The sequence below is a fragment of the Candidatus Acididesulfobacter guangdongensis genome (genome assembly GCA_004195045.1).
In the GTDB taxonomy this organism is placed as follows: Bacteria; SZUA-79; SZUA-79; order Acidulodesulfobacterales; family Acidulodesulfobacteraceae; genus Acididesulfobacter; species Acididesulfobacter guangdongensis.
The window spans coordinates 349,508-373,918 of sequence record SGBC01000002.1 but is presented as its reverse complement, the minus strand read 5'-3'; the positions used below and the strand labels follow the sequence as shown (position 1 = coordinate 373,918).

21 protein-coding genes, 3 tRNA genes and 1 other RNA gene are annotated in these 24,411 nt (G+C 31.2%); 5 read left to right on the top strand and 20 right to left on the bottom strand.

Features of this window, described 5'->3' with window-relative positions:
• Window positions 1–172 precede the first annotated feature (172 nt).
• The 8 genes from EVJ46_05750 to EVJ46_05715 form a co-directional block, all read right to left on the bottom strand.
• Entirely contained in the window at window positions 173–601 is a 429-nt protein-coding gene (locus EVJ46_05750) for a hypothetical protein (GenBank protein ID RZD16517.1), read from the bottom strand.
• A complete protein-coding gene (gene thiC / locus EVJ46_05745) occupies window positions 471–1,844 on the bottom strand; it encodes a phosphomethylpyrimidine synthase ThiC (protein RZD16516.1) in 1,374 nt (457 codons plus the stop codon). The genes EVJ46_05750 and thiC overlap by 131 nt, the downstream gene beginning before the upstream one ends.
• A 244-nt stretch (window positions 1,845–2,088) precedes the next feature.
• Window positions 2,089–3,723, bottom strand: coding sequence for a cobyrinate a,c-diamide synthase (locus tag EVJ46_05740; protein RZD16515.1), 1,635 nt, complete (start codon window positions 3,721–3,723; stop codon window positions 2,089–2,091).
• 258 nt (window positions 3,724–3,981) lie between these two features.
• Window positions 3,982–4,938 (bottom strand): adenosylcobinamide-GDP ribazoletransferase, encoded by a 957-nt coding sequence (locus tag EVJ46_05735; GenBank protein RZD16514.1) that lies wholly within the window; start codon window positions 4,936–4,938, stop codon window positions 3,982–3,984.
• A 107-nt stretch (window positions 4,939–5,045) separates the two neighbouring features.
• Window positions 5,046–6,191 (bottom strand): nicotinate-nucleotide--dimethylbenzimidazole phosphoribosyltransferase, encoded by a 1,146-nt coding sequence (gene cobT / locus EVJ46_05730; protein ID RZD16513.1) that lies wholly within the window; start codon window positions 6,189–6,191, stop codon window positions 5,046–5,048.
• Between the two features lie 284 nt (window positions 6,192–6,475).
• A complete protein-coding gene (locus tag EVJ46_05725; protein RZD16512.1) occupies window positions 6,476–7,306 on the bottom strand; it encodes a hypothetical protein in 831 nt (276 codons plus the stop codon).
• A 144-nt stretch (window positions 7,307–7,450) separates the two neighbouring features.
• Window positions 7,451–8,371: a GTP-binding protein gene (locus EVJ46_05720; GenBank protein ID RZD16511.1), complete on the bottom strand. Its 921-nt coding sequence runs from the start codon at window positions 8,369–8,371 to the stop codon at window positions 7,451–7,453.
• Between the two features lie 317 nt (window positions 8,372–8,688).
• The gene (locus EVJ46_05715) at window positions 8,689–9,693 is read right to left on the bottom strand and encodes a mechanosensitive ion channel (protein ID RZD16510.1); all 1,005 of its coding nucleotides are present in this window, start codon (window positions 9,691–9,693) and stop codon (window positions 8,689–8,691) included.
• A gap of 408 nt (window positions 9,694–10,101) precedes the next feature.
• On the opposite strand from EVJ46_05715, the gene EVJ46_05710 reads away from it, so the two are divergent.
• Window positions 10,102–10,177 (top strand) — tRNA-Pro (locus EVJ46_05710).
• A gap of 451 nt (window positions 10,178–10,628) precedes the next feature.
• Window positions 10,629–11,141, top strand: a complete 513-nt coding sequence (locus EVJ46_05705) for a methylated-DNA--[protein]-cysteine S-methyltransferase (protein ID RZD16509.1) — start codon at window positions 10,629–10,631, stop codon at window positions 11,139–11,141.
• A 187-nt stretch (window positions 11,142–11,328) separates the two neighbouring features.
• On the opposite strand, the gene EVJ46_05700 is transcribed toward EVJ46_05705, so the two are convergent.
• The 8 genes from EVJ46_05700 to ssrA all read right to left on the bottom strand — a co-directional run bounded on the left by EVJ46_05700 (window position 11,329) and on the right by ssrA (window position 16,258).
• Window positions 11,329–11,403 (bottom strand) — tRNA-Thr (locus EVJ46_05700).
• Between the two features lie 246 nt (window positions 11,404–11,649).
• Window positions 11,650–12,471: a roadblock/LC7 domain-containing protein gene (locus EVJ46_05695; GenBank protein RZD16508.1), complete on the bottom strand. Its 822-nt coding sequence runs from the start codon at window positions 12,469–12,471 to the stop codon at window positions 11,650–11,652.
• Window positions 12,472–12,690: 219 nt separating this feature from the next.
• Window positions 12,691–13,401 carry a roadblock/LC7 domain-containing protein gene (locus EVJ46_05690; protein ID RZD16507.1) on the bottom strand — a complete coding sequence of 237 codons (711 nt, stop codon included), beginning with the start codon at window positions 13,399–13,401 and terminating at the stop codon, window positions 12,691–12,693.
• 405 nt (window positions 13,402–13,806) lie between these two features.
• A tRNA-Glu gene (locus tag EVJ46_05685) sits at window positions 13,807–13,883 on the bottom strand.
• Window positions 13,884–14,069: 186 nt separating this feature from the next.
• Complete coding sequence (locus EVJ46_05680; GenBank protein ID RZD16506.1) at window positions 14,070–14,639, bottom strand: hypothetical protein; 570 nt, start codon at window positions 14,637–14,639, stop codon at window positions 14,070–14,072.
• Between the two features lie 51 nt (window positions 14,640–14,690).
• Window positions 14,691–15,239, bottom strand: coding sequence for a TlpA family protein disulfide reductase (locus tag EVJ46_05675; GenBank protein RZD16505.1), 549 nt, complete (start codon window positions 15,237–15,239; stop codon window positions 14,691–14,693).
• Window positions 15,240–15,377: 138 nt separating this feature from the next.
• Window positions 15,378–15,863 carry an SsrA-binding protein SmpB gene (gene smpB, locus EVJ46_05670; protein RZD16504.1) on the bottom strand — a complete coding sequence of 162 codons (486 nt, stop codon included), beginning with the start codon at window positions 15,861–15,863 and terminating at the stop codon, window positions 15,378–15,380.
• A 36-nt stretch (window positions 15,864–15,899) separates the two neighbouring features.
• Window positions 15,900–16,258: a transfer-messenger RNA gene (gene ssrA, locus EVJ46_05665) on the bottom strand.
• A 320-nt stretch (window positions 16,259–16,578) separates the two neighbouring features.
• On the opposite strand from ssrA, the gene EVJ46_05660 reads away from it, so the two are divergent.
• Window positions 16,579–17,361: a hypothetical protein gene (locus EVJ46_05660; protein RZD16503.1), complete on the top strand. Its 783-nt coding sequence runs from the start codon at window positions 16,579–16,581 to the stop codon at window positions 17,359–17,361.
• A gap of 318 nt (window positions 17,362–17,679) precedes the next feature.
• On the opposite strand, the gene EVJ46_05655 is transcribed toward EVJ46_05660, so the two are convergent.
• Window positions 17,680–18,495: an ATP-binding cassette domain-containing protein gene (locus EVJ46_05655; protein ID RZD16502.1), complete on the bottom strand. Its 816-nt coding sequence runs from the start codon at window positions 18,493–18,495 to the stop codon at window positions 17,680–17,682.
• 158 nt (window positions 18,496–18,653) lie between these two features.
• Between EVJ46_05655 and EVJ46_05650 the strand changes: the two genes are divergently transcribed.
• Together EVJ46_05650 and EVJ46_05645 are read left to right on the top strand one after the other, a co-directional pair.
• The gene (locus EVJ46_05650; protein ID RZD16501.1) at window positions 18,654–19,031 is read left to right on the top strand and encodes a hypothetical protein; all 378 of its coding nucleotides are present in this window, start codon (window positions 18,654–18,656) and stop codon (window positions 19,029–19,031) included.
• A 98-nt stretch (window positions 19,032–19,129) separates the two neighbouring features.
• A complete protein-coding gene (locus EVJ46_05645) occupies window positions 19,130–19,480 on the top strand; it encodes a LysR family transcriptional regulator (GenBank protein RZD16651.1) in 351 nt (116 codons plus the stop codon).
• Window positions 19,481–19,591: 111 nt separating this feature from the next.
• On the opposite strand, the gene EVJ46_05640 is transcribed toward EVJ46_05645, so the two are convergent.
• The 3 genes from EVJ46_05640 to ftsA all read right to left on the bottom strand — a co-directional run bounded on the left by EVJ46_05640 (window position 19,592) and on the right by ftsA (window position 24,273).
• Window positions 19,592–21,364 carry a radical SAM protein gene (locus EVJ46_05640; protein ID RZD16500.1) on the bottom strand — a complete coding sequence of 591 codons (1,773 nt, stop codon included), beginning with the start codon at window positions 21,362–21,364 and terminating at the stop codon, window positions 19,592–19,594.
• 279 nt (window positions 21,365–21,643) lie between these two features.
• Entirely contained in the window at window positions 21,644–22,951 is a 1,308-nt protein-coding gene (gene ftsZ / locus EVJ46_05635; protein ID RZD16499.1) for a cell division protein FtsZ, read from the bottom strand.
• 89 nt (window positions 22,952–23,040) lie between these two features.
• A complete protein-coding gene (gene ftsA / locus EVJ46_05630) occupies window positions 23,041–24,273 on the bottom strand; it encodes a cell division protein FtsA (protein ID RZD16498.1) in 1,233 nt (410 codons plus the stop codon).
• Between the last annotated feature and the right edge of the window lie 138 nt (window positions 24,274–24,411).

The window sequence follows — 24,411 nt, the reverse complement described above, 5'->3', positions numbered from 1 at the left end:
TTGCCCTATAAATATAGTAATATCAATATCAATATGTTGCTGATAATTATGGTGAAGTTGGGTTAATATCCTGCATTTACGGTAGTCATATTAATATTTTTTAACTTTTATCAGAACTAAGCAAGAATTCCCTTACCTCTTGATTGAGGCGGAAGTGTTTCACCGGCTTGCGTTAGCTTTTATTTTTTTTGTTTACGTTTTTGTTTTTATCAGCGCCAAAAAATTTAAAAACTATTTCTCCTTTTTTAATCATGCCGAGTTCTTGTCTGGCTAATTCGGAAATATACTGCTTATTATGCTTTAAATCATATATTTGCCGTCTAATTTTAGTATTGTCTTTTTTTAAAGATATTAAGTTATCGGCAAGTTTAATTTTTGCCGCCTTTAATTTATAAACTTTGACTATACCTTCAATGCTAAAAATAACAATCAATGAAATTAAAATAACAAACACTGCCGGTATAAAAAATTTAAGCTTTTTTCCCTTTTGAGATTTCATGTTTAAAATATTTCCTAACTTTAAGAGGGGCGCAGAAGTCTCCGCACATACTGCATCCTGCCGTGTTATCATCGTTTTTTTCTTCATATACGCTTCGTGCATATTCCGGGTCTATAGAATAATAGAATTGTTTTTCCCAATCAACATCACGCCTTGCTTTAGATATATTAATATCTGATGCATTTTTTTTAAGTTTTATCATATCTCCAGCATGAGCTGCAATTTTCGCCGCCTGAAGCCCCATAACAACATCTGCCTCGGAAGGAATACCCAGATGCTCCGACGGCGTTACATAGCATAAAAAATCTGCCCCGTACGCTGAAGACATTGCCGCTCCTATTGCGCTTGAAATATGGTCAAATCCGGCTGCAACATCGGTTACTAATGGTCCTAACACATAAAAAGGAGCCTCATCGGACATTCTTTTCTGAATCTTAACATTAGCTTCAATTTCATCTAACGGAATATGTCCGGGTCCTTCAACTATCGCTTGAACTCCGTAATCTCTTGCAATCTCGCTTAATTCGCAATTTATAATCAATTCCTGCATATATGCTCTATCAAAAGAATCTGCAGTAGAACCTGCCCTTAGTCCATTTCCAAGACTCAGAACGGTATCATATTTTTTTAAAATCTTCAAAACATCTTCAAATCTTTCATACAGCGGATTTTCCTTATTATTCTCAATCATCCATGCAATAAGATAAGAACCTCCTTTTGAAACAAGCCCTGCATATCTGTATGACTGTTTTCTCAGTCTTTCAAGAGAGATAAGATTTAGACCAGAATGAATAGCCATAAAAGAAATACCGTCCGCACACTGTTTTTCAATTACTTCAAAAATTAAGTCCTCAGGCATTTTTGCAGGATTTTTATATTTATTTATTGCTTCTCTGAACGCCTGATATAAAGGAACAGTGCCTACTGGAAGCGAAGTGCTGTTCAGAACCGTTCTGCGTATTAAATCTAAATCACCGCCGACACTAAGTTCCATAAGGGTATCAGCTCCGTTTTTTTCGGCTAATTTTGTTTTTCTAACTTCTTCGTCAATGTTTATATGATTAGTAGATGTACCTATGCTTGCGTTTACTTTAGTAGTCAGCCCTTTTCCTATTCCCACAAAATTATCTTGATTTTTATTATGCAGGATTACTATTTTACCTGAAGCCACATTGTTTAAAAGATAAGACTTATCGATATTTTCTTTATTGCACACATATTCCATAGCTTTGGTGAATTGATTCTTCTCCGCCGATTCTTTTTGCGTCAACAATGCAGAGATACATGCGGTATTTTTTAAATCATTTGTATTTGTTGTATTATTTGTATTATTTATATCTGGCATTTAGTAATGGCTCCTTTTAGTTTATAATTTTGTTATTTATATTTTTGCTATTTGCATATAGTCTTTTAATGTATAATGCCGGTTATTTATATCTGTCATTTATATTTATTGTTTATATTTGTTGTTTATTGTTTATGTTTATTGTTTATGTTTGCCATTTAAGTTTGTTATTTAGTTTTTATCAGCTCTATTTTCGCAAAATCATTATTCTGTTTTTCTTTTTCTTATTAATTTAGGGTTAAAATCATAAAGATAATTTTTTTGCACTTTCAATAAAATTCCTTGCAATTTTTTGATTTGAGAAAAAAGAAACATGAACATAAGTTCCAATAGCGTTTAAAATTCTATATCCTTCATCGATTTTACATCTCGTTAAGCTATTTGAAGAAACATTTTTTACTGCAAATACAGATTCTACATGAATGCCGCTATGAAGATATTCAAAGCTAAAATTATTTTTTCCGCAGTTAGCCGTATTGCCGATTTTGTTATTATAATTATCAGAATTAATATTATAATTGATTATGTTTTGATTGTCATTTAAAATTTCCGAATAATGAAATTCATGTCCGTTTATTTTAAGATTTGCTTCCCCGAGAAATGAATCCTTAGACAAATATACCGTACGATATCCCAATTTCAACTTAGTTCCGTCCATAGTCGAAACAAACGGCAAAATATCTAAGAAATCATACTGCATCGATTTATAAATTAATTTTTTGGATAGATACATTAATCCGCCGCATTCGGCAAAAATCAATCCGTTATTTTTATAAAATTTATAAATTTCATGTTTCATGTTTACATTACATGAAAGTTCTTTGGCGTACAGCTCAGGATAGCCGCCGCCGATATACAGAGCTTTAACTCCGGAAGGTATTGATTTATCTTTTATAGGACTAAAAAAAATAATTTCCGCATTAAATTTTTTAAAAATTTCGAAATTAAACTTATAATAAAACAAAAAAGCATTGTCGTACGCAACGGCAATTTTGACTTTTTTAGACCTGTTAATTTTAGATTTGCCGGCTTCGGCAGCTGTTTTTTTATTATCGTTTTTATTTGTTTTTAATATCGACAAAAATGACGTTGAATCTTTCATTAAAGTTTTTATTAACAAATCTGCATCGATATTTTTCATTACAAGATTCTTTATTTTCTTAATCTTTTCTTTAAATTCTTTTTCAGAAGAAAAGTAGCCGGGCGTAGCAAGCCCTAAATGCCGTTCTTTTATTGCAATATTCTTTCCGTCTGCAGCAATATATCCAAAAACCTTTACATCCTTAATATTTTTTTTAATTTCGGAAGCTATAAGTTGATAATGTCTTTCCGACGAAATATTATTTAAAATTACTCCTGAAATAATAACGCCTTTTTTATAATTTTTCAATCCGTATACTAAAGACGCCATCGTTGAAGATATCCTTGAAGCATCCATTACAAGCACTACCGGCAGTTTAAATCTTTCAGCTATAATATAGGAATTGCCGTCATACAGTCCCATTGCGCCTTCGATAATAAAAGCTTTATTGTTATCGCCATCTTCTCTACTGTCGCCGTTATTGCCGCTGTTATCAACGTTAATGATTTTATCGCCGTAAACACCGTTGTCGCAGCTGCTTGAATGCTGAAACAAATCATTTAATCTATTTTTAGGTATTAAAAAAGGGTCTAAATTTGCAACATTGCAATTGCATGCGGTACCGAGAACAATCGGGTCTATAAAATCGGGACCTATTTTAAATAATGAGACCGGTATGCCGCGCTCTTTTACAAAACTGGAGAAAGCAAGCGTAAAAGTTGATTTTCCGGAAGATGACCTGTCAGAGGAAAACAAAACGGCAAACGACGATGATGTAAATGACAGCGATAAAGTCATATTAGATATTATATAATTATATATGTTATATATTACAGATAAATAGATAAATAGATAAATAAATATTAGTTCGCAAATAAAATATCAATCAGTAAAGAATATAGCAAACAATCAGACAATACAGATACGGATTAATTTTAAAATCCTGTTTTTATAAAATCTAATATATATAAACAAATAAAAAAATAAATTCGCAAATAAAATATCAATCAGTAAAGAATATAGCAAACAATCAGACAATACAGATACGGATTAATTTTAAAATCCTGTTTTTATAAAATCTAATAAGGAAATTAAGAAAATTATCTCAGATATTTTTACGCCGAAACCAAGCATATCTCCATTTACTCCGCCAAACTTTTTAATAAAAAAATAACAAACAATCAACATTATAAGCGAAGTAGCAAGCAAAGCAAAAAGTCCGCTATATCCAAAAAAAAGCACTACGATAATTAATGTAATCGCCGAAGCTGAAATAAACGTTAATATATCTGTTCCTTCGGTAAAAATTGAACCTATGCCCCTGAAGTTCTCTGGAGTAACTGTAAAATAAGACATTAAAACAATAGTATATCTGCCGACAACGGGAAAACAAATTAATGCATAAATTCCGTAAAGTCTGTTATATGTTTGAAAAGAATTAAAGTCCAATATAATTTTATATAATAAAACAATATAGAATATGACGCTTATTGTGCCTGCCAGTCCAGTATTTACATCTTTCATCGCATTATAAAATTTGTTTTTATCCCCTGTTTTTAAAAATGCCATAAGACCGTCGGAAGTGTCAGACAGACCGTCAAAATGCAGCCCGCCCGTAATAATAAAAAGACCGGCGATTGAAATTATTGAAGCAATACCGGGTGAAAATGTAATTTTATTAAAAACAATATATAAAATCGCAATGTTCAAACCTATAAACAGACCTGCTAAAGGAAAAAATTTTATAGATTTTACCAGATGCAGTCCTGAATACACACCGGTATCAGTTCTCTGCGCCGTGCCGTACATATTATTGTTCTTCGAGTCCAACGCTCCATTTGTATGAACATCGGCGTCTGATATATATGCCGCTCCTGTTTTATTTTTATTATCTTCGGAAACCGTATAAACTGTGTTTCGGTTAGACTTTAATGTTTTATCTGCACCGTTTTTAAAGATTGAATCAAAGTTAAAAATAGTCAGAAAACTGATTGCAGTTAAAATTTTTTTCATAAAAATTTATGGCTAATAAATCAAATAATTTTATTAAGTTATCTATATTTATCTTTATTTATTTCTATATTATTTATTTCTATATTTATCTTTTATTTCTAATTATTTTATTGATTTTTCTTCGAAGCAATAACATTAGCTTCGTCAAATGTCAGCATATTATTATACATATCGACAGACGCTTCTATTATTTTCATTGCCAAAACCGCTCCTGTTCCTTCTCCAAGATGCATACCTAAATTTAAGACTGGTTTTTTGTCGGAGTTGGATTCTTTTTTGATTAATGAAACTGCAGCGCTATGACCTTTCTCTTTTGAAAGATGACCTAAAAATATATAATCTGCGCAATTATTATTTAAGTTAAGGGCTATGATAGCTCCTGCCGTCGATATAAAACCATCTACAACAACAGGCGTTTTTTTTAATGCGCAGCCTATAATAAAACCTGCTATAGCTCCTATTTCAAAACCGCCTATGCCCGCAAGGACGCTAATCGGGTCATCTCTATCCGTTATATTATTAACAATCGCTTTTTCAATAATCACTGCTTTTTTAAAAATAACTTTTTTGTCAACGCCAGTTCCGTATCCGCAAACTGTCTTTGGCTCAATTCCAGAGTAAAAGCTGACAATGGCTGAAGACGGCGTGGTATTTGCGATGCCCATATCCCCCGTGGAACAAATATTTGCTCCCCCGTCAATTAATTTTTCGGCTATAATTATACCGGTATGCACTGATTTAAGCGCATCATCGTAGGACATTGCAGGTTCTTTAAAAATGTTGCCGGTTCCTTTATTTATTTTTGCATTGATAAAATTTTCGTTAGTTAAAAAATCATCGCCAAAATCGGTATTCACTCCTACATCGGCAACTACGACTCTGGCTCCGACAGAATTTGCGATAGTATTGATAGCAGCGCCGCCTGTCAGAAAATTGGCAACCATTTGAGCTGTAACTTCCTGTTTAAAGGCGCTGACATTTTCAAAGGCAACTCCATGGTCTCCTGCAAAAACACAAACATATTTGCTGTTTACAACCGGTCGTTCATTTTCCGTAATAGCAACAATATCGCAGACAAATTTTTCAAGTCTGCCGAGACTTCCTTTCGGCTTAATAAGCCTATTCAAACGACTTTCGGCAATCTTATAATATTTTTTTTTATCTATCGCAGGGATAGATTTGATTAATAACAACAATTTTTCTTTATTTAACTTATTGAAATCACAGTAAATATTTTTGCCGTGTTCTGTCATACTCTGCTAAACTCTTCTATTATTTTATTTATTTTATTATTTTTAATCCTGCAATAGAAAGTTATCTTTTGCTTAATCGAGCAAAGAAATGCATAAATATTTTCTATTTTAGGATTAAGGATTATATTTATAGTATTTAATTTATTTAATTTAATTTATATTTATTGTATATAACTTACCGTATTGAACTCATCGTATTTATTTTTTTAATTTGTTATACAGTCGTAGTTTCGCTGCATCACATTAACATATTGTATTATATTTTTATTTATTTTTATATTCTATTATTTTAATCTTAAAATATTTCCTGCAACAGTCAAATAGACAAAATCGCATAACGCAGAAATTTTTTGCTCCATTAATCCATTTAAGCTTATAAATTTTCTAACATATGCATCTTGAGGTACAATATTGAAACTTAAATTATCGCTCACAAATATAAAAAAACAATCCAGCTTGCTGATAAAATCAAAAAGGTCGTCTATTGCTAATAATGCTTCATTGTATGTTGCCAAATCGGTAAAAATTCCGGAAAGCCATAAGGTCATAGAATCAATTAGTATTATTATATAATCATTATGGGATGAAACTGAAATTGAATTGTATGTATTATTAATTTCTGTTTTTAAATCATCAAAATTTTCATGGATTGTAAAACAATCTGGGCGTTTTGCTTTATGCTCAGCAATTTTTATTTTCATTTCATTGTCAGACGATAAAGAATTTGCGGTGGCAATAAAGTGTAATCTTTTTGAATTTTCTATATATTTTTCATTTGAATTGCTATAGAAACTTTCATCTAACAATTCATCTAAACTTTTATCAGCATTTTTCTCTAAATACAAATTATTGTTTAAAATGGATAGCGCCGTTTTCTCAGCGTATTTTGATTTACCGGAAGAAATGCCTCCTGTAAAAAATATTTTAACTGGTTTGGCTGCGTGGGTTTCGGTCATTAATTTGTTGTTATTGCTATTGGCGTTATTTTCGGTTCTGCTTTTATCTTCGTCTCTGCTTTCAATGTCTCTGCTTTCAATTTTTATTCTGTTTTTTATTTCGCCTTCGTTATAATCTTTATTTAGATTTCTATTTTTAATATTTTTAAATTCGGTCATTTTAATTAAATACAATCCAATTTTTATTGAATAGAACCACGTAATTTGCTATATATTTTTCATTATCTATATTATAATGCTGTATTTAGCAGTCTTTGCAATATTGACAATCTTGCTATTTTTGATTATTGTATCAGTTGCGGCTTAATCAGCCATACTCCAGTCTTTGTTAAATCTGCTTCTAAGTCTCTTTAATGTATCAGCGCTGCTGTCATTGCCGCTTTCGACACTATTATAATTATTATTGTTTTTTCTATTGTCGTTATAAATAATAATGCCGACCTCCCTATTCTTATTCAGTGAAGTATAGGTAAAATTTTCACTGCCGATAAAAGCCTCTTGCGCTCCCACAATCATTTTAGCGTGAATATAAATATTTTTTACAGGCATTAATCTTACTTTCACTCCGTATCTTTCCAAAAATCTTAGATTTTTTTTATCATAATAAGAAATGGCCGACGGAACTATTATTCTAACGGCAGAACCTTTTCTTGCCAACGCCGACAAGACAGACCTGTCATATCCCAATTCTTCCGTTTCTATATCTATTTTTCCGGGCTGATTTATAACCGACAGCAGTTTTTGCGTTGCTTTTGGCGATACAACAAGATTGCGATTCATATAACCTTCAAATACTATATCTCTGTAATCAGAATTAAAAATATTTCTAAGCGAGCTTATTGTATTCTTATTATATGTAGTATATTCATATTCTCTGTTTTTATGGAATGCCGACCAATCAAAATTAGCCGTTCCTATTAAAGCCTCATGATTATCTAACATATATTTAGCATGGTCAAAAACATATTTTCTATCAAACTTCTCATCTATTTCAAAATGGGCTTTCGTTTGTTTTATTTTTTGCTCTTCTTTTCTAATTGACATTTTGTAAGGCTTTCCGTCTATCATTATTTTAACGTCAACACCTCTTTTTACCGCATATCTGATGGCGTTAAATATGGGTTCATCATTTAAATAATAAACATTAACGTCTAAATCTCTTTTAGCATGATTTATAAATCTAACAATCGGCTTAACGCCGGCATTAGGCATGATGTAAAGCATAGCGCGTCTTTCTATGATAATATATTAGTTTAATTATGTTTATATTAATCTTGTATTATATTTATATTTGATACCGCGACAATATATTAATTTAATCATATTTATCATTTATATATCCTTGATGCTATGATGTTGTTCCAATTAATTAATTATGTTTATATCAATCCGGTATTATATTTATATTCGATATCGTTTAAATACTGTTTAAGTTTTATAGTGGATTTATTATATATATTATACATAATTACGTATAACACATATGTATATAATCTAATATTAACTATATGATAAACCATTCTAAACTATCCTGATACCACTCATTGCTTACCTTGTTTACCTTTATTGTTGACAGCAGGATCTGTATTTTGCCCAATGCTATCCGTATGATTTCCGTCATCTTCATAATGTCCGCGCCCCTGCATATTGCTGCTGCCGCCTGGATTTAGTATTTTATTTATGTTATTTGTATTGTTGCTATTGATACTTAAATCATTCTTAAATAGTAAATTAGTATAAGGATAAGTTATATCAATGTTATTTGCAGCATACCTTTTAGCTATTTCAAAATTAATATCGCTTACAACATAATGTCTGAAAACAGCAGATTCAATCCATATTAGAAGCGTAAGATTAAAAGTAGAATTTCCGAACGTTTCAAACCAGACGCTTGGTTTTGGGTCTTTTAAAACCTTAGGATGCTCCGAAGCTATCTGCAATAAAATATCTCTTGCCAAATCAAGTTTAGAAGCAGTTTCTTCAATGCCGACCGGAATGTGAATTCTAATTTTAGGGTCTTCGTGAGACCAATTTATTACCTCCTGAGATATAAAATTAGAATTAGGTACAATAACACTTATATTATCCCTTGTTGTTACGGTGGTGCTTCTTGTTCTTATTTCAGTGACTACGCCGTCTAATTCACCTATAGAAACATAATCGCCGACTGTTATGGGCTGTTCAAATAATATTATTATTCCTGAAATAAAATTACTTAAAATATTTTGGATACCAAAACCTATGCCCAAACTTATAATACCCGCAAATATTGCAAGCGAACTAAGATTTATGCCTAGAATTTGAAAACTTACAAAAGCGCCTATTATTAAAATAAATATTTTAATAAGTCTGACGATTATCAGTTTAGTGCCTTTGCTTATTGAAGTTTTATCTAAATATTCTTTTTTTAAAAATTTTATTGAATAACGGGATAAGAGATAGGAAAATACAAGAACTAAAATTGCAACGGCAATGGATAAAATAGATAATTTAGAACCGCCTAATGTAATAATTTTATCATGTAAAAAGTGAAATAACTTATTCATAGTTTATCGGTTAATTTTTTTATATTTTAACATGCCTTCTGCTGAAAGTATTTAACAAATTACTGTTCTACATAATTGTATTCATACAAGCAAGTTGCACGCTGCAATGCTGATATTTAACAAATTACTGTTCTATGGCTCATGGCCCATATTATTTTATAACTGCTTATTACATTGTTATTATAATTATTATAATAACAATAATATTGTTACATTATGATGATTATCATCTGCTTTCAATAAATACAAATTATATACTGATAAAAATAAAAACAAGATAAATTCGCATACTGGAAAGCATATATGTTAATTCCTTATGTAAAGAGTATAGAAATATGATATATTATTTATCGATTATTGACAATAAAATAATAAAGTGATAAGTTATAAGTATAATCGGTTCAAAATCGGGATGTGGCGCAGCTGGTAGCGCACCTGCATGGGGTGCAGGGGGTCGCACGTTCAAATCGTGTCATCCCGACCATTCAAAACCTCAGTAAATAAGCACTTCACAGCAAACCGTAAAACAATAACTTGCATAAATTTTAGTCAATTCTATATAATTTTTAACGTAGTTTCGTCATCTATTTGTCACCTTGAGTCATTATATAAATTCGGGGGGGTATTATGGCAAGCGTGTATAAAAAGAAAGACGGCAACGTCTGGTATTACAATATTTCATTTAACGATAAAAGTATAATGAACCCATAAATTAAGACAGCTTTTTTAAAATTGAACTTCCGCATTACAATAATTATAAAAATATGTTAAAATTTATTATTATTAGCTAATAAAAAAAATAATAAAAAAAGATTAAAATTAGCAAATTAAAAATAATAAATTTAACTATAATTAAAATGATAATAAAAAAGAATTAAAAAAAAGGAAGTAAGAAAATAAAATATTGCTCAATAGAAAGAGGATGGGTATTGTAAGTGAACATAATCAATATCCAATATCACAAAACAAAAATCGGAGAACTAATATTGGGTTCTTTTGATAATCGTCTATGCTTGCTTGATTTCAGATACAGAAAAATGAGAACAACTGTTGATAATAGGATCAAAATTGGGCTTATAGCTGACTTTTTAGAACAAAATAATGCAACACTAACAAAAGCAAAAGAACAACTTGATGAATATTTGACAGGAAACAGAAAGGAATTTGACATTCCATTATTAATGATTGGAACTGATTTTCAAAAGAGTGTTTGGAATGCGCTGATAAAAATACCATATGGCACAACTTCAACCTATTTGCAATTAGCAAAAAATATAAACAATGCAAAAGCTGTCCGTGCAGTAGCCGGTGCAAATGGAGCAAACGCCATTGCTCTTGCAATACCTTGCCACAGAATTATTGAGAGTACTGGCGCATTAGGAGGTTATGGAGGCGGATTAACTGTAAAGAAATACTTGATAGAACTTGAACAAAGTAATGCGCTTTAAGTGATAATGAGAAATGATACATCTCTTCCTCATATTTTGCTTAACCGAGCAAAAAAATTCATAAAAATTTTCTATTACAGGACTAAAGCTAATTAATATAATTAAGTTTAATTTTAAAAACGGTATTAATTTATGGGTAATGTGATATGAAATTGTCTAAAAAGTGTTTATTTACTGCGGTTTTGAGTGGAGCCGGCGATAGGAATCGAACCTACGATCAACTGATTACGAATCAGCTGCTCTACCCCTGAGCCACGCCGGCGTTATTTATTGCAAAGAAGAAACTATTATATTTTTCAAACTTATTAAACTATCCTTTTAAACTTTTCTTAAAAGCATTAATACATACAACACAATAATTTAATATATAAATATAATACAATAAAACTGAACAAAAATAAAATAAAATAAATAAAATTATCTATTCCATTATTGCCATGCATTTAATATTAATATATAAAAATACCGCTTTACTGCCATGCCCCTATATATTCGGTATTGTTATTATCTATTTGATAGTTTTTAGAATATTATTTACATTTTTGAAAAATAATACTCTATCATTTTCGTCTTCAATTTCTTTAGATAATAACTTGACAAATTCTTCTATTTTCTTACGGTTAAAATTATCCATTGTCTGATTTAATTCTTTTATTTTTGAATCAAATATCATGGACGATATAGGTCCAAGGCTATTTGCAAATAAATCTTTAATGGCTATTATAACATTTATAGGAACTACATTGGCTATTTCACCGTTCGTACTGCTGCTATTGTTTTGATGCGAGCCGTCTGTTGCACTACCTGAAGAATGTGAAATTGCCGCATGCTGTGCAGTATTAGATTCAAATTGATTGTCGCCTAAAGGCGGATAAATATCATTTATATTATTAACGCCTGCATTCTGCGGATTCTGTGCGGTCTGTATATTGTTATTATTAAACAATGAAGGTTTGGATGATAAATTTTCCAAAGAATTAGAAACTATTTTTATAAACTCGCTCTCAAGATAAGAACTTTCCATTTTTACTAAATTTACGTTGGAATTCTTTTTACTTGCTATAAAAATAAATCCGCTGCCAAAACCATTAACAATAATATTATGAGATTCAAAACTTAAGAATAAGGAAGAAACTTCAATTGAGGATATTGAATATGACGAAAAAAGTTTGCTTATTTCTGCCGAAACTTTTTTAATACTGAGTTCATTTAAATCTTCATTATTGGAGCTAAACTGCAGAACATCGCCGTCTAACGATGATATTGCGCAAGCCTCAACCCCTGCAATAGATAATAGTTTTTCAATGATACTCTTATCTTTATTGTCCATAATTGGATAGGCAGACAGATATTTTTATAATTTTATAAAACTACTTTTTTATAAAACTGCTGACGTATGAAATATTAGCACATTATTGTATTGCAATACAATAATAATTTAATAACTTGTCGTTTTTTTTACATTATATATAAAAAAATGTAAATAATATATGATAAATATTTGTAAAGACGGAATATCGGGTTAATATCAGCCTATACGCGCTTTCTTTCAACCTTCTAAAAGTTTTACCGCTTCAGTTTGCGTTTTAAGAGCTTGCACGGAAGAAGAAACGATAAGACTATAAGTTATATTTTTGTTATTTATAATTATTTTTCTATAATTATTATTGGCTTCACATATAATGCTTTTTAGATTCTTAAAATTAAACATATCTCCCAATTCTTTACTTTGATTGAACAAAAACAATGTATCTGCAGATTCAAAATCAGGATCGTCTACGCTTTTAGAATAGAGAACTTCTCCCGAAGCTTTTAAGACAAGAACGCCTTCAACGCCTGCTATTTGTGATAGATTCTCTCCTATAGCCGCAACAGCCTCGTTAGAAATTTCACTGTTAAAAATTGCGTCGTCAGTTAAAGTTGCATGCGAATTATTATCGTCATCGTCGCTGATAGATTCAGCTCTTTCAGGTTGATTAATTATTTCTATAATTTCATCTAAAGATTTATTTATTTTATCTTCTTCGTCAAAACTATTAGGCATTGGCTCTCCAATGCTTACGCCAATTTCAGCCTGACCTTCCAAATCTTTCAGTTCTTTAAAAACATCAATATTTTTTTTATCATCAAAAATAGCACCGACAATCATGCCTGCGTTATAATAAATAATACCCGTTTTATTATTTATTTTAATTGAAAGCCTGACATCGTCAAAGCTGGAAAACTGGTCCAGCTGATATCTAATATCTTCAAGTATCATTATATAATAAGCCTATAAATGTAAAATTATTTATTTATTTAACTTATAATTATAAATTAAATGAGCTTTGTTTTAAAGCAATTTTTATTATATTACTATTAAATTATATTTTGCAAGATAAAAGTGCGAAAGTTGTTTTTTAAAGGTTGTTTCTATAAGACCGAACCATATTCTCAAAGCATAAAAAAAGCAAAGTTCCTAAAGTCCGTTAAGCGGGATTGTTTAAACTATAGCAATAATAAACCAGCGCGACAACATTGTTGTATTTTAAAGGATTAAATATCATTAAATATTAAATATCGTCATTAATTCGCGAAAAAACGCAAATATTTCATGATATATTTCTGCGTTATCTTTTTACCTTATTATTTGTTTTTGTTTGAAAAATAACTATAAAATGTTTTATGGCGTCCCCAGCGGGATTCGAACCCGCGTTGCCGCCGTGAAAGGGCGATGTCCTGGGCCGTCTAGACGATAGGGACATAAAACAACATACAAGAGAATAAATTATATAAAACTTTTATTTAAATTGCAAGAAAATATTTAACAATATTTATAATACTTAAAAATATTTTAACAGAATTTACTTGCTTGTAATCACAATCCTAACTATCTTAATCAACTTGATATCGTAAATTCGCATACTTAAAGATACTTAACTTATTTTACTATAAACCTAACTCGCTTAATATTGAATTTACATCATTCTGCGCAACTGTGTCGTCGTTTAGAACAATATCATTAAGTTTTCCGTATATTTCTCTTTTTTTCTCATCCGGCAATCCTTTAGAGCTAACCTCGGAATTAACAAGCACCTTCAACAGCTTAATTTTTGTATCGTTTAATGTATTCTGGATTTTATATAATTTCTGTCCTGTTAAATCTTGGAAAGAAAGCAATGACAAGACATCCATTATCATAGAAATATTTTTTTTATTAAGTTCTTTAAGATTTACAAGGCTGTCCTTAATTTTTTTAATCGGATTGAATTCAATTAAATCGGCAAGGCTCTTATCCATTACAGCTGAATTGTCGTTAATTTCATCTAGTAAATTCATTATATTATTGGCAGCTTTTTCCGTTTCTTTTATAATGTCGCTGATACCTTCCTGAGCAAGAGGAATAGTATCCGAACTTTCTTTGACGGGTTTTTTAAAATCGGATATTTTTTGAGTCGCTTCATCCACGTTTTTAGCTAAATCTTTTAATTCTGATATCATATCTTCAATGCCCATCAAAATTCTCCTCTTTTTGTTATTTTAATTCCTTTTTAATTCATTTAATTCTTTTTAATTCATTTTTAATAATTTATCAGTTATACCATATAAAGCGCTATGGGATATCTGTCCGACCCAATGAAACATTATTTTTCCGTCTTTTGAAATAAAAAATGTTTGAGGAATTTCATCAATGCCTCCATATTCGCTTAATATATCTGAATTTGCATAAACTACAGGGTAAGATATCCCGTACAATTTTGCAAACGCAGACACTCCGCCTACATTCTTATTAACATTTATTCCTACGACTACAACGCCTTTTTTCCTATACAAATTATAAAACTTTACAAGCATAGGCATTTCTGCTCTGCAAGGAGGACACCATGTTGCCCAGAAATTTAGTATTACAATATGTCCTCTATAATTTTTGAGAGAAAAAACGTTGTAACCGGATGCATTTCTATTTAACACCTTTAAACTAAAATCGGGCGCATTTACAATAGATGATGCGTTCGCTTCAGGCAAATTAAGATTTATAAATACAATAAAAATTAAAAATGATAAGAAAATAAATTTATACAAATATTTTGATTTTTTTGATTTTAATGAAAATTTCATATGCAATAATATCTCCTGAAAGTAATTCTTGGCGTTTGTTAGATTTATTTTCCTCAACTTATTTAAATTAAGCTATTAATTAAAAAGTTATCCTGCAATCCGGACGGCTGACTAATCATCATAGGAGGATAAAGCTCATTAAACAACCATCGGCTTTTTATGATGACTTTTGAGCGCCCTTTCAATTTCTCTAGTCTGGTCTTTCTTTTTTAAATCCTCTCTTTTGTCATAAAGTTTTTTTCCTTTAGCGAGCCCTATTTCAATTTTCGCCTTTCCATGCGTTAAATACATTTTTAACGGAATTATAGTTAAATTTTTTTCTTTTACTTTTCCTAAAAGTCGTAGTATTTCATGTTTATGCAATAAAAGAGAGCGTGTTCTCACTGGGTCTTTATTTTCTCTGTTTGCCTGGGTGTAAGGGCTGATATGGACATTAAGGAGTAATGCCTCTTCATTTTTGATAATAACATACCCATCGGAAATATTTACCTTACCGGTTTTTACAGACTTTATTTCAGGACCGTACAATGCAATACCAGCCTCATATTTCTCTAAAATCTCGTAAAGAAATGAAGCTTTTCTATTATCTGAAACTATTTTTATCGCTTTCGCAGACTGACTCATATGTTATAAATAAAAATTTAAAATCAAGAATTATCTTGGTGGAGGCGGCGGGAATCGAACCCGCGTCCGAAGATCTTTAACTCAGACATCTACATGTTTATTTTATTCTTTTGAGCACCCGCTTAAAAAAGCAAAGAATAAACAAGACCTTTTTTCAGCAGTCCTCTAAAGTTTAAGACATTTAAACAAAGGATATTTAAACGTCCTGACCTGTAAATGTCGTTCTTAAAACCTACAGGTTTCAGCTTTAAGAACGTTAACCGGGATTAAGCGGCTAATGCGTAATCGTAGTTTTCTGCGATTATATTTATGCCTTGAATATTTAACGAGCCTACAAGACATCCTCGACATGCAGCCAAAAGTCTTGGTCTCTCCGTCGAAACCTTTGCGCCCCCAATATGTTATTGTATTAATTTAAATCTTTATATTTATTTTTTATAATTATAAATTACAATACCAAAATAATATATAATTATGTAAAAATGTTTACATACAGCCGATTATTTTATATTATAAGATATTATAAAATACATTAATCATTTTATCAATTACATTGCATTACATTAAGTTGTACTAAAATATATTATATTATATTATATCATATAAATATATCAAATATTTTATCGGAAACACAATAAAATTTAATAATCTATTACACGATAAAATTTAATAAATAAAATTTAATAATCTTCTACTATACAATAAAGCAAATAAAATGAAATCTATATCGGATGTATATTTAAAAAAAATTAAAGAAATGCAGAAAGCCTGCAGCATCGCATTTAGCAAAAATCTTATAGATACGCATAGCGGCAATATAAGCTGCGGCAACTCTCTTAATAATGAGATTATTATTACAAAAACAGGAGCAAGCCTGATAAACCTTGAAGTTAATGATTTTACTATTGCGCCTTTGGAAATAGCCGATATTGCAAATAACGGCTATTATCCATCCGATACTTTGAAAGAAAGTTCTCCGTCTTCCGAGATAGCGGTACACAGATTTATTGCACAGAGCTATCCTGATTCATGCATTCTTCATACCCATCCAGAAACTGCAATAGCGCTGGGCATTAACGACAATTACAGATACAGTGAAAATAAATATATGTATAATTTTGAGGATTTTAATAAAAATAAAGACGCCCTGCTGGCGTTAGACAAAAAAAATTCAGATACAAAAAATTTAAATATTGATACCATACATAATCTATTTGAAAAATACCCGGAATTAAAAATTTTAAAACCTGCCGATTTTGAAGCGTCATATTTTTTTCCTCTGATTTATATTTTTCCGTTAAATTTTATTGATGATATAAAATTAAACAATAAAAATAATATTAATTTCAAAATAAGCGATATATTTACAGATAACGGAATATTCATAATAAAGTATCACGGCTGCTTTGCGTGGGGAAAAACTGCTTTGGACGCTCTTAGATGGACGATGATGCTTGAATCATCGTCAAAGATATTATATATGCTTAATACTTTATAAATCAGACAAAATGTTATTTCAATTTCATATATTTATTGTCATATATATAAATAATATTATATTATTTCCTTAGTCCTGCAATAGAAAATATTTATGCATTTCTTTGCTCGGTTAAAGCAAATAAGAGGAAAAGGTGTCAGATTTTATTTTTTTGTATACGAAATAGTTCAATTAACAAAGAAAATATCTGCAAAAAAATTAATCTGACACCTTCTCCATACTTTTCCGTTAATCGTACTGCGTTATATAAATTATGTTATTAAATCATTTTTGCGCCGGCTCCATAAATCACAAATATAATAAGATAATAAAAAATAATTATTTTTTTATTATCTTGCTGAATTCTCTCATGCGGTCCGTAGATGTACCTGCTTCGTTTCTTATTTCCTTACCTACCATATATATAAATACATCTGAAAGCGTGGGAATTCCTCCGTCTTCATGCTTGATTAAATTTTTTAGATTTGACGGCGAATCTATTGCTACTATTTTACCTTCATTTATTATTGCAATGCGGTCGCAATTCTCAGCTTCTTCTATATAATGCGTAGTCAAAAATACTGTAATTTTTTCTTTATCCCTTAATTTATCAATAAAATTCCACATATTTATTCTTGTTTGAATATCAAGCCCTACGGTCGGTTCGTCTAAAAATAATACGGCAGGCGAATGAAGAAGTCCTCTGCCGACTTCCAATCTCCGCTTCATACCGCCGGACAAAAATTTTACAAGCTTATTTTTAAAATTGTACAATTCTATAAAATTAAGAAGATAGTCGATTCTTTCTTTTGCCAAATTTTTTTCCATACCATACAGTTCCGCATGAAACATTAAATTTTCGTAAACGGTCAAATCATTATCTAATGTGGGGTCTTGAAATACAAGCCCAATGGATTTTCTTACATTCTGCTTTTCTTTAATATTGTCGTATCCGTTTATAAAAGCATTTCCTGAACTTTGCCTGATTAATGTACAGAGAATTTTTATAGTTGTTGTTTTACCGGCTCCGTTAGGACCTAAAAAGGCAAAAAATTCGCCCCTTTTGACTTCAAAAGATATATCGTTCACAGCAATGATATCTTTATAATTTTTAATAATCTTTTCTACTTTAATAGCAGTGTTGTCTTTGGTAATTATAATATCGTCTTTTATAACAGTATCTCCTTTAATATTAGCAGCATAATTTCTTAAGGATAAAATTAAATTTTTATATTTTTTTATTGTTAATTTATGATAAAATTATACTGTTTACGATTTTATCACATTTAACTCACTTAAATAAATTAAAAAATATGAATAAGGAAAGTATAATATTATTAGGTCACGGTTCTAGAAGAAATGAAGCTAACGAGATACTGAAAACTATGACAAAAATAATTCAGCCTAAATTTCCTGAAGAAAAAATAGAATTTGCATTCCTGGAATTGGCTGAACCTAATATTAAAGATGTTATAGAAAAATGCATTAATGAAAATAATTCAAAAAAGATTTATGTAATGCCTTATTTTTTATACTCAGGAAATCATGTATCCCGAGATATTCCTGATATTATAAAAGAATTTTCTATTAAATATCCGGATATAAATATTAAATACGGAGAATATCTTGGAATTGACGAAAGATTGGCAGAACTTGTAACGGAAAAAATTGAAACTCTGAAATCGGCGTAAATAAAAAAGAATATTTTCTTTATATTTTCTTTATAGTTATTTTATAAAAAAAGGCAGATTTCCCCTTGTAAAAGGAAATTTATTTTAATGGAGTCATGATGAATAATGATGTCAAACCGCCATTTGATATTAAGACAAAAATATGGTTTGAAAAAAACGGCGAGCCTGTTTTTGGCGCTGGCAGGCTGCTTTTATTACAAAAAATTGAATCTACCGGATCTATCAATAAAGCCGCTAAAGACCTTGGCTTCTCATATAAAAAAGCATGGAGCTATATTAACCTTATGGAGGAAAGATTCGGTTATCAGCTAGTCAATAAAAAAATAGGCGGCAAAAACGGCGGCGGTTCTGTTTTGACGGAAGATGCCAAAAGACTAATGGCAGATTATAAAATGGTACTGAATGAAGAAAATGCATTCATCAGGCAATTAGGCGGAAAATTAATTTGATAATTAAAGAGTGTATAATCTTTTATCTTTTGTATCAGCCTTATGCGTTAAGATAATATTTTGTTATATTGGAACATAATTTTAATGCTATACCGACAATATAAAATGGCGCTAGCATATTCCGCACCTTCGGCAGCCTTCAAAACATCCGGGCGTTGTTTTGTATTCCAGCGCTCTGCCGTATTCTTCTTTTAAATATTTTTTTGTTATACCCTGGTCTAAAATATCCCACGGCAGTATCTCTTCAGTTGAATATTTTCTCATAAAATCTTCTATTTTATATCCTGAGTCAATAATAGCTTTTTTTATAGTCAAATTATTATTAAAAGAATTAATTAAAATATTCAGTGATAGTCTTGAGCCTCTAGCAAAAAAAGCTTCGGTAAAAGCGCTCTTAACGGAATTAATATTCAAACTGATATTCGGCAAATTATTCAATTCTTTATAAATGAAATTTATCTTCTTGGACAGTATTTTTTCATTTTCAAAATTTTCCCATTGGAGCGGCGTCCATGCTTTTGGAACAAACGGACTTAAACCTATAGTTAATTTTCCTATCCGTTTATTTTTTCTCGATGATTCAACAAACTGAATTCTCATTAATTTTATTAAAGCGACGGTCTCTTTTATGTCGGATATATCTTCTGTAGGCAATCCAATCATAAAATAAGCCTTAATATTCAATATCCCGCTTTCTATTATTTTCTTTATTGTGGCTAAAATTGTTTCATTTTTTATATCTTTATTTATAATTTTTTTAAGACGTTCAGAACCGGTTTCAACTGCTAAAGTAACAGTCTTCAGCCCAGCTCTGTTCATTATGTCTATATTAGATTCGTCTAAACAGTCAAATCTCACGGATGACAGCGAAAAGGTTTTTTTTTCTTCTAAAGAAAATTGCATATATGTTTTTATATATTCATTATCCATTGTATCAAGCCCTACAAAACCTATTTTCTCAAATTCCTCCGTCTTCGCAATTCCTGATATAACATCTTTTATCGATGATTTTCTTGCAGGCAGATATATAAAAGCAGCCGAACAAAATCTGCATCCTCTTTTGCAGCCTCTAGCTATTTCAATAAGTTTCATCGAGCTGAATTCTGCATATTCGCTTGTTATAGAACTGATAGAAGGAGTAAATCCGTAATCCAGCCATTTCCTTTTTATTTTCTCAGGATAAGATGCTTTAACAATTACATTCTCTATTACAGGTATTTCTAATGCACCTCTTTTACTAAAAATAAAATCGTATGCCGACGGAACATAAATGCCTTCTAACTTTGATGATTCTTCAATTATGTCCTGTTTTACGGTCTGTTTATTTTTTTTTAAGGATTGAAAATGTTTTTGAACAATTTGCAGAAAATCAGGAAAAATAGCTTCGGCTTCTCCGACAAACATAATATCAAAAAGAGGGGCTACAGGTTCTGGATTAAGGAATGCAATTACTCCGCCCGCCATAATTAGCGGATAATAATTGCTGCCGTTTATATCAGGCTTGCGTCTGTCTTTAGATAAAAACGGAATATTTTCCGCATGAAATATTTTTAAAATATTGATAAAGTCATTTTCATAACTTAAAGAAAAGAAAATTAAATCATAATCTAATATATTTTTCCTTCTCTCAATAGAAATTATTCCTCTATTATTAACAATGCGTTCATCCTTATCAAAATCTTGTAAAAAAGCCCTGTCGCATGACATAAAATCAGGGGCGTTAAGTAATTCATAAACCCTTAAAAATCCCAGATTGGACATCGCCACATTATAATAATTCGGAAAAATTAATAATGCGTTTACATCAGAATGCCTATTTTTACTTATAGCCGACTTTTCGGAATTAAGATAAATATCATAAAGTCTATTAATGGGCTTCATCATATAACATTATATAACTAATTTATAAATTAACATGCGCTATAAAATAACCGAGGCTATAACAGCAATCTGCATGCTATCGATATTAATATAAGTCAGCCTATCTTATCATAATGATAAAAGACATAGATGATATTAATATAAAAACAAAACAAATAAAATAACAACAATAATAATATAATAATCAGCCTTAACTTAATAGCAATCAGCCTGTTTTCTTAATTAAAGAAGACAATATGCAATGAAACAGCGCTAATCTAAAAATGCAGCAAATAATAGCAATCAATCAGCCTGTTTTCTCAGAAAAGTCGGTATATCATATTTTTGGTCTTCATAATCATCATCTTCTTCATCTTTTTCGCTAAATTTTGAAATATACTCATTTCTTTCATTTTTATTAGCGGCAATATTTTTGACAACATCATTTCTTCTGCCATTTTGATTCTGGCGTATGTCTAATGCTTCAGGAATCTCAAAATCTGAATCTGAAGAATCTGAGGCAATGGGCTGTTCTTTGATTTTAGTTTTAATTTCATTAAAATTATTCATATCGGAAACATTAGAATCGCTGTTCTGTCTTTTTAAATTGACAATATTGGTAATATTTGAAGCGTTTCCCGCGGCTGCATTACTTTCTTTGCCAAATCCGGTTGCTATTACAGTTATCATTATTTTTCCGTTCATGCTTTCATCTATAACCTGTCCGTAAATTATAGTCGCATCCGGATGAGCTTCTGAGCTTATCATCTCAATAGCCTCATTAACTTCAAATAAAGATAAATCCGTACCCCCTGTAACATTTATCAATAATCCTCTCGCCCCTTCAATACTTATATCTTCAAGAAGAGGGCTCGCGATGGCTTTTTGCGCCGCTTCCAAAGCTTTATTGTCCCCCTCGGCAATGCCGGTGCCCATAAGAGCCATACCCATCTCCGACATAATAGCTTTAACATCGGCAAAATCAACATTTACCATTCCATGAATATTTATAAGGTCGGATATGCCTTTAACTGCCTGAAGCAATACTTCATCTACTTTCCTGAATGCATCTACCATAGTTGTAGATTTTCCGGCAACTGCAAGCAATCTCTGATTAGGTATAGTGATAACAGTATCAACTATAGCTTTTAACTCTCTTAGACCTTCTTCCGCCTGCATCATTCTTTTTTTTCCTTCAAAAGAGAATGGTTTAGTAACTACCGCAACCGTAAGAGCGCCGATTTCTTTGGCAACCTGCGCAATAATAGGGGCAGCGCCCGTTCCTGTACCTCCGCCGAGTCCGGCGGTAATAAATATCATATCCGCGCCATTTAAGGTCTCAAAGATTTTATCTCTATCTTCTAACGCCGAACGTTTACCTACATCAGGATTAGCACCTGCGCCTAAACCTTTTGTTATTTTTTCGCCAAGCTGAATTTTAATGCTTGCGCTGTTAGTTTTCAAAGCCTGCGCATCTGTGTTGGCTACTATAAAATCAGTTCCCGTTAAACCTGACTGAATCATCGTATTTACGGCATTGCTGCCGCCGCCTCCAACGCCAACCACCTTTATATTTGCAGATAATTCCGCATCTTCAATAAATTCCAACATAATATTCTCCTCCCGATATAATAGATATAGTATAATATATTTTACATTCAAATAATAAATTTAAATAATCTTTCTAATTTAAAAATATTTTAAAAAAAATCTTCGAGTAATTTTAAAAGTCTTGCTTTTATACTTTCAAATATATTCTTGCTGCTTTTTTTAAATATCGGCTCTTTGTCTAAATTATTTTTAAAAGCATATTTAACTAAACCGACTCCGGTAGAATATATCGGAGAATTAATTACGTCGGTTAAACCTCCTATTCCGCGCGGTGTGCCTATCCTGACCGGCGCTCCGAAAATGTCTTCCGCAAGGTCTGCACATCCGTCTATTAATGCTCCGCCTCCGGTTATAACATAGCCTGACAGTATTTTATTCTCTAAACCGTTTTTTTCAATATTTTTTCTCACCCACGTAAAAATTTCCCCCATTCTTTGTTCAATAATATTACCGAGAACCTGCCTTGCAATGGTCCTCGGCGGTCTGCCGCCTATACCGGGAATTTCAATTATTTCATCTTTTCTGGCAAGAGATTCTTTGGCTATTCCAAACTGAACTTTGATTTTCTCAGCCTCCTGCGGAATTGTTTTAGTACCCAGAGATACATCGCTTGTCACGCTCTGCCCGCCTTTGGGAATAACGAAAGTATGTATAATCGTTCCGCCTGAAAACACCGCTATATCGGTAGTTCCGCCTCCCATATCTATCAGTACTACGCCTAATTCTTTTTCATCATCGGTAAGAACAGCCTCGCTTGAGGCTATCTGCTCAAGCACAATATCTGACACATCCAGATTGGCTTTATTTGCGCATTTGACTATATTCTGAGCGGCAATGCTTGAAACGGTAACTATGTGTACTCTTGCTTCAAGCCTTAATCCGCTCATACCTATCGGCTGTTTTATATCATCCTGTTCATCTACTATATACTCCTGCGGAATTGTATGAATAACTTCATTATCTAAAGGTATAGCTATAGATTTAGCCCCCTCAAGAACCCTGTCCACATCCTGCTGCGTTACTTCTCTGCTTTTGACGGCAACTATACCGCGCGAATTAAACCCTCTGACATGAGAACCGGCAATTCCGACAATAACTTCATTAATTTGGTAACCTGCCATCAGTTCGGCATTCTCTACCGCTTTTGCAATAGCATCCACGGTATTTTCAATGTTATTTACGACCCCGTTTCTCAAACCTGTGGAAACGCTGGAGCCTAAACCTATGATATCCAGATTGCCGTTTTTGAATTCACCGACAATAGCACAGACTTTCGTTGTCCCGATATCTAATCCTACTATAATATTATTACTGGTTTCCAATTTAACCTCTTTTAAATTTAAACCGCTTCTTATAATATATTAATATAATTTATATTTATTTAATTTATTATTTTATTGATTCAATTAACTCTTTGATTCTATAATGATTCTATAATTTATAAATTCTTTAGCTTATCA